The 13,567-nt window shown below is 51.2% G+C and carries 10 protein-coding genes; 1 reads left to right on the top strand and 9 read right to left on the bottom strand.

The features are described 5' to 3' along the window. Window positions 1-118 precede the first annotated feature (118 nt). From ABIE10_RS02350 to cybB, 6 genes are all read right to left on the bottom strand, one after another. A complete protein-coding gene (locus tag ABIE10_RS02350; protein ID WP_016153173.1) occupies window positions 119-1,237 on the bottom strand; it encodes an S-(hydroxymethyl)glutathione dehydrogenase/class III alcohol dehydrogenase in 1,119 nt (372 codons plus the stop codon). Between the two features lie 32 nt (window positions 1,238-1,269). Further along, the gene (locus ABIE10_RS02345; protein WP_003833178.1) at window positions 1,270-1,545 is read right to left on the bottom strand and encodes a metal/formaldehyde-sensitive transcriptional repressor; all 276 of its coding nucleotides are present in this window, start codon (window positions 1,543-1,545) and stop codon (window positions 1,270-1,272) included. Between the two features lie 341 nt (window positions 1,546-1,886). Continuing rightward, window positions 1,887-3,188 (bottom strand): AppA family phytase/histidine-type acid phosphatase, encoded by a 1,302-nt coding sequence (locus ABIE10_RS02340; protein WP_429154570.1) that lies wholly within the window; start codon window positions 3,186-3,188, stop codon window positions 1,887-1,889. 278 nt (window positions 3,189-3,466) lie between these two features. Continuing rightward, window positions 3,467-4,735, bottom strand: a complete 1,269-nt coding sequence (locus tag ABIE10_RS02335) for a Y-family DNA polymerase (RefSeq protein WP_047499135.1) — start codon at window positions 4,733-4,735, stop codon at window positions 3,467-3,469. A 2-nt stretch (window positions 4,736-4,737) separates the two neighbouring features. Next, on the bottom strand, window positions 4,738-5,157 hold the full coding sequence (locus ABIE10_RS02330) for a translesion error-prone DNA polymerase V autoproteolytic subunit (RefSeq protein ID WP_016153176.1): 420 nt from the start codon (window positions 5,155-5,157) through the stop codon (window positions 4,738-4,740). 171 nt (window positions 5,158-5,328) lie between these two features. Next, a complete protein-coding gene (cybB, locus tag ABIE10_RS02325; RefSeq protein WP_019076843.1) occupies window positions 5,329-5,859 on the bottom strand; it encodes a cytochrome b561 in 531 nt (176 codons plus the stop codon). Window positions 5,860-6,099: 240 nt separating this feature from the next. On the opposite strand from cybB, the gene ABIE10_RS02320 reads away from it, so the two are divergent. Then, window positions 6,100-7,026, top strand: a complete 927-nt coding sequence (locus tag ABIE10_RS02320; RefSeq protein WP_429154567.1) for an alpha/beta hydrolase — start codon at window positions 6,100-6,102, stop codon at window positions 7,024-7,026. A 40-nt stretch (window positions 7,027-7,066) separates the two neighbouring features. Here ABIE10_RS02320 and aldA read toward each other — a convergent pair whose 3' ends face one another. The 3 genes from aldA to hrpA form a co-directional block, all read right to left on the bottom strand. Beyond that, window positions 7,067-8,506 carry an aldehyde dehydrogenase gene (aldA, locus tag ABIE10_RS02315; RefSeq protein WP_016153178.1) on the bottom strand — a complete coding sequence of 480 codons (1,440 nt, stop codon included), beginning with the start codon at window positions 8,504-8,506 and terminating at the stop codon, window positions 7,067-7,069. A 199-nt stretch (window positions 8,507-8,705) separates the two neighbouring features. Further along, complete coding sequence (locus ABIE10_RS02310) at window positions 8,706-9,497, bottom strand: YdcF family protein (protein WP_429154565.1); 792 nt, start codon at window positions 9,495-9,497, stop codon at window positions 8,706-8,708. Window positions 9,498-9,582: 85 nt separating this feature from the next. Further along, complete coding sequence (gene hrpA / locus ABIE10_RS02305) at window positions 9,583-13,485, bottom strand: ATP-dependent RNA helicase HrpA (RefSeq protein WP_047498566.1); 3,903 nt, start codon at window positions 13,483-13,485, stop codon at window positions 9,583-9,585. Window positions 13,486-13,567 lie beyond the last annotated feature (82 nt).

Genomic DNA, 13,567 nt, shown 5'->3' with positions numbered 1-13,567 from the left:
GTCATCGGCAATCCGGGAAGTTTACTTACCGTGAAAAGCGCCGGATTCGTCACACTTTCACAACATAATTCTAAAAAATTCAGGAAAGTGCCAGCGGTGAAATCCGCTGGCCAATGAATCAGTTATCGCCAAAGTGGATAACGGTACGGATGGATTTACCCTGATGCATTAAATCGAACGCGTCGTTAATCTGCTCCAGCGGTAAACGGTGGGTAATAAACGGATCCAACTGAATTTTCCCGCTCATCGCATCTTCAACCATACCAGGAAGCTGAGTACGACCCTTCACGCCGCCAAATGCGGAACCGCGCCAGACACGCCCGGTAACCAACTGGAACGGACGCGTTTTGATCTCTTGTCCGGCTCCTGCCACGCCAATAATGATGCTTTCGCCCCATCCTTTATGGCAGCATTCCAGCGCCGCGCGCATCACGTTAACGTTACCGATACATTCGAAACTAAAGTCCACGCCGCCATCGGTAAGCTCGACAATCACATCCTGAATCGGTTTGTCGTAATCCTTCGGATTGATGAAATCGGTCGCGCCCATTTCACCTGCCAGCGTAAATTTTTCCGGATTGGTATCAACGGCCAGAATACGCCCGGCTTTCGCCTGCGCCGCGCCCTGAATCACCGCCAGGCCAATGCCGCCCAGACCAAATACGGCGACGGTATCACCTTCTTTCACTTTTGCGGTGTTATGGACCGCTCCGATACCGGTGGTCACGCCACACCCCAGCAGACACACTTTGTCCAGCGGAGCCTGCGGGTTAACCTTCGCCAGAGAGATCTCCGCGCAAACGGTGTATTCGCTGAAGGTGCTGGTGCCCATATAGTGATAAATCGGCTCGCCGTTATACGAGAAACGGGTTGTGCCATCCGGCATCAGACCTTTGCCCTGGGTCGCACGTACGGCCTGACACAGGTTAGTTTTACCCGATTTACAGAACTTACACTCGCCACATTCTGCGGTGTATAGCGGGATCACATGATCGCCCGGTTTCAGGCTGGTAACGCCTTCACCCACTTCAACCACAATGCCGCCACCTTCATGGCCGAGCACCGCCGGGAAAACCCCTTCCGGATCGTCGCCTGAGAGCGTAAAAGCATCAGTATGGCACACGCCGGTGTGGGTAATTTTAACCAGCACTTCACCTTTCTTTGGCGGTGCGACATCGATTTCGACAATTTTTAACGGTTGGCCAGGGCCGAATGCAACTGCTGCACGTGATTTCATTTGTCTCTTCCCATTATTGCGAGGTGATGGTGTTATTTTAGATAAGCACGCAGAAGATGGCCGATTTCAGCCATGCGCACGGCACGCTGGTCTGGGGTTGTTTCCCCGCTGACCAGTTCGTCTTTCAGGTGGATCTCAACCATTTCGCCCATCAGGCCATTGGATGCGCCGCGCACGGCGGCAATTTGTTGCAGGATAGCCAAACACGGCTCGCCGGACTCCAGCGCGCGCTCAAGCGCATCAACCTGACCGCGAATACGGCGTACACGGGTGAGAATGCGTTTTTTATCTTCGGGTGAATGCGGCATACGCCCTCCAAATACTATAGGGGGGTATACTATCAATCTTTTTAACTAATTGTAAAATAAATAACTTGTTATTCTTTAATGAGTTGCACAAACAGCACATTTAGACATATGTGGGCATATCACCGTGTTAAGCGGTTTTAGAGCCGCAACACCGAGCGCTTTGTCGATGTATTCTGCATCGCTGAACAGTCCGGATTTTTTCTGGAGCAGCGTAACTGGATTGTCACTCGCAAAGAACAGGCAATTGAAAGACTCATGTAATTATGATCAATACGAATACCCCCGACTACAAACCGGGGGTTTCTATTTTTTAATACGCTATATATATAATAATTAGTTACTTATTCCGTAACTGCACACTCTGGCACGCGAATTTCCTTAATGAGTCTGGAAAAACTTTTTAACGAACACATTCCCTGACTATTTTTCTCTTCACATGCAATTAATTTTAAATCAACTTTGCCGGCAGGTTTTTCTAACGACAACGGTTGTATATCCCTCATATCTCTCAGCGTCTGATAAACAAATGAAACCTGAACCCAATCCGTATTATCACTGGTTCTTTTCCACTTTTCGAATACAAGCTCCCCACCAGGAGGGGTATTATCGGGTTGACCGGGCAGCGACCAGTTAAGATCTAAAGCCCCGCTTAAATTTGCAAGATTGGTATCATGACCAGCAATAAACAACAGAGATACGGGTAATTTTATACCATACCTGTTTTCTGTCGTACCATTTGTCAATAATGCAGTGTCTATCATATCGAGTAATGGTGTGGCTCTACTACGGGCAACTTCTGGAGTTCTTTGCAAAAGATCAAACTGAGCGTTATGCAGACTTAACAAATCTCTCCATTCTTTTTCCCCCGTAATACGCCCCCAGGCTACCTGTGGCATTCCCTGGGCCTCTTGCAACAGAAATATCTCAGTCAGCGTGGAAGAAAGACTCCAGGCACCAGGTAATGATACATTGTCAGGAGTTACCTTAAGTTCAGACGGTAAAGCCTCTGGTAATGTGCATTTCGTAGACTTCTCTGTAGTCTTACATGTCTCCGATTGTGAGAAATTTAAAACATTTTCCAGGGTCCGAAACGAAGATTGATAGCGTTGGGTATACAGTTCAATATTTCCTCCGGCCCGTTCCAGAATAGCGTTTTTAACCTTCAATGTGTTAAACGAACATTTCCCCATTTTTACCGGATTAAAAAGAGGATCAGTTTTTTCTTCATCCTTCTGATAATGCACTTGAATTTGACATTTTGGTGCTAACCCAGCCAGAAACGCCTCCCCCGTTTTACGGGTGCGTTGATCCGTGTCTGCAATAACAGCAACCTGCCCTGGAGATGGGCACGTTTGATTATTCAACAGACCTTTTCTCGTGAACCATAAACGTTGATACTGACCTAATTCAGAAACAAGTTCTCCCCCACGAGGCGTTAGCCATCCTAACGGCACATCCCATTGTGGCCATTGATCGGGTGTGACATCTTTCATTATTGGAGTGAACTTCGTAGGTGCTCTTACTCCATGACGACTCACTATCACAACCCGCTCAAGTTTCATACCGTTCTGCTCTTCAGCACGTATTGAGAAAGAACCGCATAAGAGAGAAAAAATTAATAAACGAATGATGAATGTACTCATTACCAGCACCACCTTTTCGTAAGTGAAAAACAAACAACTCGTATAAGCCAGTTCGATAACTGGTTCTATCAGATAGAAATAATCCTACTCCTGAGTTCACAACAATCCAACTTTTTGAATATCAACTTTGTCTCTTATCGAAGTATTAAAGGAGCGCTAATTTAGCCGCGCTGGAAAGGTATCCAAGGTTATGGAATCGTTGGCAATTTACAACGTCCTGTCATTGAAAGGATAATTGATCCGGTATAAATAAGGTGGGCGGAAGCCTTGTTTGGCTATCAATTTACCCGCAGCAAATCACTGTATCTCGTTGTATAACGTGGTGAAAGCATGTCTCGCTTCATCGCCCACGGCTGCTGTATCCCTTGCCCGGCAAAGTAGAGCGTTCCTTTCCCCTGTTCAGCATTAAGAGTATCCAGTAGGTCCATCAATTTATCGCTGTTACGCCGCGGGGCGTTATTATCAAAAAGATTCAGCTGTGCAACGCCAGAGCTAAAAAAATCCCCCAGCATAACGCCCGCTTTTTGATAACGTAGCCCCTCTCGCCAAACGGCGTCCAGGCTGCGCGTGGCTGCTGTAATAATGTCCCGGCTATCCTGAGTTGGCGTCAGCAGTTTTATCGATGCGCTGTTACCGTAATAAGGTTCATTCAGGGCAAACGGACTGGTTTTGATAAACGTAGAGATAAACCGGCAGTACTGGTGTTCTCTGCGCAGCTTTTCCGCAGCACGTGAAGCATAGGTGCAAATGGCCTCTCTCATGGCGTTGTAATCCGTGAGTTTTTCACCAAACGATCTTGAGCAGATAATTTCCTGCTTATCCGGCGCAAACTCTTCCAGCGCCAGACAAGGTTCACCACGCAATTCCCGGACGGTTCGCTCAAGCACGACGCTGAAATGTTTACGAATGAAGCGAATATCGGTATCCGCCAGGTCGAGAACCGTTTTAATGCCCATGACGTCCAGTTTTTTGCCGATGCGGCGTCCGATGCCCCAGACTTCATCAACCGGGAGTGCTGCCATCAGCTTACGCTGGCGTTCAATATTTGAGAGATCCACGACTCCGCCCGTCTGTTCCTGCCACTTTTTGGCCGCATGGTTCGCCAGTTTGGCCAGGGTTTTGGTCTGAGCAATGCCGACCCCAACCGTGAGACGTGTTTTCTGCAAAATGGTTGCTCTGATTTCCTGACCAAAATCCGTAAGATCCCTGCAGTTTCGCACGCCCGTTAAATCACAAAAGGCTTCATCAATACTGTATATCTCCACGCGTGGCGATAACTCCTCCAGAATCGACATCACCCTGCTGCTCATATCCGCATACAGTTCGTAGTTCGAACTAAAACAGAACACGCCATAGCGCCTGAACAGATCTTTCTGTTTGAAGTACGGAGCGCCCATATTAACGCCAAGCGCCTTTGCCTCTACGCTGCTGGCAATAACGCAGCCATCGTTGTTTGAAAGAACGACAACGGGCTTCCCTTTCAGATCAGGCCGGAATGCCGACTCACAGCTGGCATAAAACGCGTTAACATCCACCAGTGCAAACATCATCAGCCCGCTGCTTTAATGATAAATGTCACCACGCCAAATATATCCAGCGTGTCCTCGCTGCTAATCATGATCGGCGCGTAGGCGCTGTTCTCTGGTTTCAGCATCACAACCGGATGTAATTGCAGGCGTTTAACGGTGAATTCGCCCTCAACGGCGGCAATAACGATGTCTCCATGGGCAGGTTTTCTGGCGCTGTCGACAATCAGTAAATCGCCCTCGCCGATCCCTGCTCCCCTCATAGAGTCGCCAGATGATTTAACAAAATAGGTTGCGCTGGGATGCCGTACCAGCAGGTCATTGAGGTCGATACGTTTCTCAACGTAGTCCTGTGCAGGAGATGGAAAACCGCAGGGCACAAGATCGCTAAATAACGGAAAGTGTTTAATTTCGCGGCGTTCCGCAGGCTGGAAAAACAACATAATAATCTGCCTCTCATTTACTGTATTTATATACAGTAGTTTTAATAAGAGCAGCAATCAAGTAGCGAGTGTGATGAACTGGACGTTGTTTAACCATCTTGTCGGTAAGTTTTTATGATGTCTGGAAAAATAATCGGCTAAAAAAATACCCCGCATTTGCGGGGCATTACATCAGGAGCGTTTTCGCGGCATCATGCGCAGCAGCGTATTGTCCTTCCAGAAATAGTGGTGCATCAGGGCCGCAGCGGCATGCAGAGCAATAACAAAATAGCCCAGATTTGCCAGCGTCACGTGCCAGGACTTCAGCATATCCACTACATCAAAATTGGCCTCTGCCGCATGCGGCATAACGATGCCGAATGCAATCCACGGGTTACCCCGGTTGTACATCATCACCAGTCCAATAATCGGCAGAACAATAAACAGCAGATAGATAACCAGATGCCCCAGATGCGCCATTCCGGTCATCATCGGCTTCGGTTTTGGCACAATCGGCGGTGCCGGATATTTTAGCCTGACCAGCAGACGCGCCACCATCAGCGTTAAAATAGTGATGCCACAGGATACGTGCACCATGTTAAATAAGGGACGATAGCTGCGCGGGAAAAATCCGCGAAACTCCATAGCGCTGTAGGCCACAATGACCAACAAAAAGACCAGCCAGTGAATGCCAATTTGCAGGCCAGAATACTTATTCCCCATAACACTTCCTGAATAAAAACAATAATGCGTCACCATAACGGGCTTTTGTTAAAAATTCATTAACTTTTGCTCACCCGGCTTATTCGTACGCGGGATAAATTTATCAGGCTCTCGCCTTCCGGCGGAGATTCGCCTCCACCGTCTTTCATTTCCCGCGAATTCAATACGTCGTGAGTCTCTCCCCGTTTTCAATTCATTAACTATGTTATAGCTAACCTTTGCCACTGAGGGAGCATAGTAATGGAAGCACTGAGTCGTGAAGCGTTAGAAAACATGATGGAGCAAGCCGTTGCCCACGCGGCCACCTTCTCATGCTGGCCGCAGGGTGAAGCCCCCGGAGCAAAAAACAGCGATGCGGTATTCACGCCTGAACCCCGGCATACCGAAACGTCTGCTTATGATCGTGCGGTAACCGGCATTCGTGCACCAGAAATTACCGTTTACGCCCCTGCAAAACCTAACGGCACAGGGATCCTTGTTACCCCTGGCGGCTCTTATCGTCGCGTGGTGATGGATAAAGAAGGCAGCGCACTGGCACCGTTCTTTAACGCTCACGGTTATACCCTGTTTGTGATGACCTACCGCATGCCGGGCGATGGTCACGAGGAAGGCGCAAATGCGCCGCTGGCCGATGCCCAACGCGCCATGCGCTACATTCGCGCCAACGCGCATGAATGGAAAATCAACCCTGACCGTATCGGCGTGTTGGGCTTCTCCTCCGGGGGACACGTGGCCGCCAGTCTGGGAACCCGGTTTGACGAATCGGTTTATACGCCGATTGATAGCATAGACGAACAATCTGCGCGCCCTGCTTTTATGGCGCTGGTGTACCCGGTGATCACCCTGCGCGAAGATATCGGTCACCCAGGCTCTCGCCTTGAGCTGGTTGGCGCGACGCCCGAAAAGGAAGACCTGCAGCGCTATTCTCTTGAAGAGCGAGTGGATAACACAACGCCGCCGACGTTCTTGCTACACGCCATTGACGATCCGGCGGTGAAGGTGGAAAACAGCCTGGTCTTCTTTAATGCGCTACGTAGGCCAGGGGTTTCGGTCGAAATGCATCTGTTTGAACGCGGTAAGCACGGATTTGGTATTCGCGATGCGCAGGGATTGCCGCTGGCCATCTGGCCGGAATTGATGATGAACTGGATCGCCAGCAAAGTGTGAGAATTGCGCCGGGTGGCGTACAGGCTCACCCGGCGAAAACTTAGGACTGCAGATACACCACCTGCGTTTGCAGATATTCGTTCAGCCCGTGTTTACCGTCAGCCCCGCCAATCCCGGACTTGCGCCAGCCAGCATGAAAGCCTTGCATCGCCTCGAAGTTTTCACGATTAATATAGGTTTCGCCAAACTTCAGCCCTTTGATCGCCTTCATCGCCGTATTCAGATTCTGCGTATAGATCGATGAGGTCAGACCGTAATCGCTGTCATTGGCCATCGTCAGCGCCTGTTCCAGCGTATCAAACGCTACCACCGGCAGCACCGGACCAAACGTCTCCTCGTGCATAATCGCCATCTCCTGGCGCACGTCTAACAGTAACGTCGGTGGATAGTAATACCCTTTGCCGGAAACGGCCTTACCGCCCAGCACCACTCTGGCGCCTTCCTGCACCGCTCGTGCAACTTTCTGCTCTACACGCTCCAGCGCAGCGGCGTTAATCAGTGGCCCCATTGCAATATCATTGCGCTCAGCCGGATTGCCAAACTGCACGGCTTTCATCGCCTCTCCCAGACGATTGACGAATTGGTCATAAATACCTTTCTGAACGTACACGCGCTCGGCACAGTTGCATACCTGTCCGGTGTTGATCACCCGCGAGTCAACAATTGCCTTTACGGCCAGTTCAAGATCGGCATCATCCATCACGATAGCCGGGGCCTTGCCGCCCAACTCCAGACAAACTTTGGTGATATTTTTAGCCGCCGCAGCCATAATTTTCTCACCCGCCCCGACGCTACCGGTCATGCTCACCATGGCCACCTTCGGGTTTGCGGCCAGCGCCTGACCGACCGTTTCACCACGTCCCAGTACCAGATTAAATACGCCGCGCGGCAAGCCAATATCATCAACAATTTTGGCAAAGGCGATGGCGTTATTCGGTGTAAATTCACTCGGCTTAATGACAATGGTATTACCCGTCAACAGTGCGGGAGCCAGTTTGCGGGCAATCAGGAAAAATGGAAAGTTCCACGGCAGAATGCCCGTAGTCACGCCCAAAGCGCGCTTAAACAGCAGAATATTCTCGCCCGGACGATCGCTTTGCAGGATCTCGCCTTCATAGCGACGCGCCCACTCCGCCATATAATCGATATAGTCGGCGGTAAACGAGACTTCGACCTCAGCCAGTTGCTGTATTTTTCCACCCTCCGCCACAATCAGCGCGCTGATTTCACTGGCTCGCTGACGGATACCCGCAGAAATTTTGCGTAACCAGTTCGCCCGTTCAATGGCGGGCAGCGCTTCCCATTGCGGCTGAGCGCGCTGTGCAGCATCGATCGCTTTACACGCATCCTCGGCACGTCCATCGGGAATACGCGAGATCACCTCTTCCGTGGCTGGATTGACGACATCAATCCAGGCATCATCGTGCCAGGTCACAAACTGCCCATCGATATACATAGGATGTTGTACGGGTACTGACATGCGGCTCTCCTGTGATTAATTTGTTTTTAACAAGTAAAACTATTGTTAATTAATATCAATCATGCAGGTCGTATTATGGCTGGAGTGGCTGTTCTGTGAGCAGCTTCATAAAAGCGTCTGGCAAAGTGATGATGAAGGGAAAAAACAGGTGTGATTTTTGCCCGTTTGCCGCAAAACGCCGACAAACGGGCAACAGGAATTACAGAGAGCGGCTCTCCAGTAAGTCAGTCAGCACGATGTCATTTTGCAACTGCTGCCAGGCTTGCTCAACGTTCTGAGGAATATCAACATGGGCGATAAAATCGCGGCCGCACGGCCCATAACCGGTGGCATCATCACGCAGGCGAGGAAGCTCACCGGTAATGAGAGACAGATAGCGATCCACTGACCACAAACCTTCTGCTGCTGGCAAAAAATCCACGCCGTCTTGCTGCGGGGCCAGCTCAGGGATGAATCCAGGGAAACTCAACCAGCGCGGCGCATGCGGCTCATCGCGGGTTACGCGCTGAAAGGTTGCCATCGTGCGACGTTGCATAGTGGGATCCTGTACCACAATGACGGTATGAATACTTTCCGTCGCCTGATTCAATAATGCACAGCTAAAACGGGCATTCTCACCGCAGTTTGTTGACTGGTCTTCCACCCAAATCTTCTCACCTGGGATTTGCCAGAACTGATGTGCGATATCGGCAAGGATCGCCGCTTCCGCGCGCCCGGTGGTACGAATGATGCTGTAACGAGGATGCTCTGCAATCGCGTCATACAGAAATCGTGTGGAGTGACCGATGCCACCGCTAATCAACAAGGGAACCTGTTGCTCTTTCGCGATCCGGCAGGCGGCGTCGATGGTCGGAATAACCGCGTTCCCTGCCAGAATCACGCAATCTGATTGAACGGTGATATTCCCCGTAAAATCATTCTGCGCCAACCATCGCCCAACGGTATTGATCGCCGCAAGCGTGGTTGCGGAAAGTGTCGGAAACTGGCTCATACTCATGACTCCTGATCTTAATACTTTATCGGGTTGCATACCGGGCGGTGACGTCACCTTACCCGGTATGCTGTCTGGTACCGATTTATCCCGAAATCTGCTCCATCGCCTGCAAAATACGTTTATCGGAAATCGGATACGGCGTACCAAGCTGCTGGGCAAAATAGCTGACGCGCAGCTCTTCTATCATCCAGCGGATCTCTTTGACATCGTCATCTTCACGGCGCGCGGGAGGCAGTTTATTGAACCACTGCTGCCAGGCCTGCTGCACGCTATCCACTTTCAGCATCTGCGCACGGTCACGATGCGGGTCGATAGCCAGTTTTTCCAGACGCTTTTCGATAGCCTGCAAATAACGCAGCGTATCGCCCAGACGCTTGAAACCATTGCCGGTAACAAATCCACGGTACACCAGCCCGCCCATCTGCGATTTGATATCCGCAAGCCCCAGCGCCATGGTCATATCCACGCGCCCTTTCAGACGTTTGTTGATATTAAACACTGCGGTCAGAATTTGTTCGACCTGCTTAGCAATATCCACCACCGTATCATTCAATTCAGCCCGCACTTTCTCATGCAGCGCCGCAAAGCCTTCTTCGGTCCACACCGGCCCACCGTTGGCGTCGATCAGTTGATCCACACCACAGGATATACAGTCGTCAATCAAATCCAGCACTTTACCATACGGGTTAAAATACAGCCCCAGCTTGGCTTTGTTGGGCAGTTTTTCATGCAAATATTTGATTGGTGAAGGAATATTCAGTAACAACAGGCGGCGTAAACCGCACCACATCGCCTGCTGTTGCTCCAGCGGGTTATCAAACAGTTTGATGGCAACGCTGTCACGCTCATCCACCAGCGCTGGCCAGGCTTTTACCTTATAGTTACCGCGTTTTTGCTCGTAACTCTCCGGAAGCTGACCGAAGCTCCAGATGTGCAACCCGCTCTGTTCGATACCGTCATCCGCCACCGCAGACAATGTTTCCTGCACTTTACCCTTCAGTGCGTCTTTCAGATCCTGCAGCGAACGTCCTTCCTGCAGCTTTTTGTTCTTATCATCCACTACCCGGAAGGTGATTTTTAGGTGATCGGGCACCTGATCCCAATGCCAGTCTTCACGGTCAACGGTCACGCCGGTCATGCGGCGCAGTTCACGCTCCAGCGAGTCCAGCAGCGGCAGTTCCAGCGGCGTGACGCGACCTAAAAACGCTTCCGCATAGTTCGGCGCGGGCACAAAGTTGCGTCGTACCGGTTTCGGCAGAGACTTAATCAGGGCGATCACCAGTTCACGGCGCAGCCCCGGAATTTGCCATTCGAAACCGCTCTCTTCGATCTGATTGAGCAGCGGGAGCGGAATATGTACGGTCACACCGTCCGCATCGGCCCCGGGTTCGAACTGGTAACTTAACCGTAGTTTGAGATTGCCCTGATGCCAGAAGTTCGGGTAATCCAGCTTACTGATTTTTTCCGCGCCCTCTTTGATGAGCATGCTCTTTTCAAAGTTGAGCAGATCCGGCGTTTCACGGCTGATCTTTTTCCACCAGCTGTCAAAGTGACGCGCGGAGACTACATCATGGCTGATGCGTTGGTCGTAAAACTCAAATAGCGTCTCATCATCAACCAGAATGTCGCGACGGCGCGATTTGTGCTCTAACTCTTCCACCTCAGCGCGTAACTTCAAATTGTCACGGAAAAACGCATGGCGCGTTTGCCAGTCGCCTTCCACCAGCGCATGGCGGATGAACAGTTCACGCGACAACGCGGGATCGATCTGGCTGTAGTTCACCTTACGGGCTGCAACAATCGGTAAACCGTAGACGGTAACCTTTTCTGTTGCCATCACTGCGCCCTGCGCACGTTCCCAGTGCGGTTCACTGTATGAACGTTTGATCAGATGCTGGGCAACCGGTTCGACCCATTCAGGATCGATACGTGCAGCAATACGTCCCCACAGGCGGCTGGTTTCCACCAACTCCGCTACCATTGTCCACTTCGGCGGTTTTTTAAATAGACCAGAGCCCGGGAAGATCGAGAAGCGAGCGTTACGCGCCCCGGTAAATTCCTGTTTATCGGCATCTTTCATCCCGATATGTGACAGTAAACCGGTCAGCAACGCGACGTGGATCTCTCTGTATTCAGCGGGTTCGCTGTTAACAGGAATCCCCAACTCTTTCACCACCTGGCGCAGTTGCGTGTAGATATCCTGCCATTCACGCACGCGCAGGTAGTTCAGAAAATCAAGTTTGCACTGACGACGGAACTGGTTTGACGACAGCGCTTTCTGCTGCTCGCCGAGATAGTTCCACAGATTCACAAATGCAAGGAAATCAGACTCTTTGTCGTGGAAACGGCGATGCTTCTCGTCGGAGGCCTGCTGCTTGTCCATCGGGCGCTCGCGCGGATCCTGAATAGACAGCGCCGAGGTGATAATCATCGCCTCACGTACGCAGCCATGTTTTTGCGCTTCCAGCACCATGCGCGCCAGGCGTGGATCCACCGGCAATTGCGAGAGCTGGCGGCCCAATGGCGTCAGTTTGTAAGCGGTTGCCTGTTCGTCGGTGGTTATTGCCCCCAGTTCTTCGAGCAGGCGTACACCGTCCTGAATGTTACGTTTATCCGGCGCCTCAACAAACGGAAACGCCGCGATATCGCCCAGCCCCAAGGCGGTCATCTGCAAAATAACGGACGCCAGGTTGGTACGCAGGATCTCCGGGTCGGTAAACTCCGGGCGCGACAGGAAATCGTCTTCGGAATACAGACGAATACAGATCCCCTCCGAAACACGACCGCAACGGCCTTTACGCTGGTTGGCAGAGGCCTGCGACACCGGTTCAATCGGCAAGCGCTGAACTTTGGTGCGGTAACTGTAACGGCTGATACGCGCAGTACCCGGATCAATCACATACTTGATCCCCGGAACGGTCAGCGAGGTTTCCGCCACGTTGGTCGCCAGCACGATACGGCGACCGCTGTGCGACTGGAACACACGATTCTGCTCGCTGTTGGAAAGACGCGCATAAAGCGGGAGCACTTCGGTATGGCGCAAATCCAGCTTATTCAGCGCATCGGCGGTATCGCGGATTTCGCGCTCGCCGCTCATGAAGATCAAAATGTCGCCCTGACTTTCACGGCCTAACTCATCTACGGCATCAAAAATTGCCTGCAATTGGTCACGCTCGGTGTCATCTGCGTCTTCAACAATTGGACGATAGCGAACTTCCACCGGATAGGTTCGACCAGAGACTTCGATAATCGGTGCATTATTGAAATGCTTTGAAAAACGCTCCGGATCGATGGTCGCCGAAGTGATGATAATTTTTAGATCCGGACGGCGCGGCAGGAGCTCTTTCAGATAACCGAGCAGAAAATCGATATTCAGGCTGCGCTCATGCGCTTCATCGATGATGATGGTGTCGTACTGCATCAGCAGCCGATCCTGCTGGATTTCCGCCAGCAGGATACCGTCCGTCATCAGCTTAACCATGGTGTTGTCGCTGACATGATCGCTAAAACGGACTTTATAACCGATACAACCGCCCGGCTCGGTTTGCAGCTCTTCTGCAATACGGTTCGCCACGGTACGCGCCGCCAGACGACGCGGCTGGGTATGGCCGATCAGCCCTTTTACCCCGCGCCCGAGCTCCATACAGATTTTGGGTAACTGGGTGGTTTTCCCTGATCCCGTTTCCCCGGCGACAATCACCACCTGGTTATCGCGGATCGCTTCCAGAATATCCTGTTTTTTCTGACTGACGGGCAGGTTTTCCGGGTAACTGATGACCGGACGCGCGGCTTCACGCAGCACAACTTTACCTGCAGCGTGATCAATCTCTTTTGCCATCTCCTGGTAAATGGCCTGTTGTGCATCAGGATTTTTAACCTTCTTCACGCCCTGCAGGCGGCGGGCAAAACGCTGTCTGTCACGCAGCATCAGTGAATCCAGCTGTTGCTGCAACATGTTGAAGGTTAATTTTTGTTGTTCTGTCATAGCGTTAAAAGGCAGTGCTCTGCCGGGTTAAATCTCTTTTAGATGATAGGTATAGAGTACCACATCAGCGCTTTTCATGTGT

This window comes from Citrobacter sp. 506, assembly GCF_050434985.1.
GTDB classification, from domain to species: Bacteria; Pseudomonadota; Gammaproteobacteria; order Enterobacterales; family Enterobacteriaceae; genus Citrobacter; species Citrobacter braakii.
Note: the sequence above shows the minus strand (reverse complement) of the source record. Positions and strands in the feature narration are given on the sequence as shown.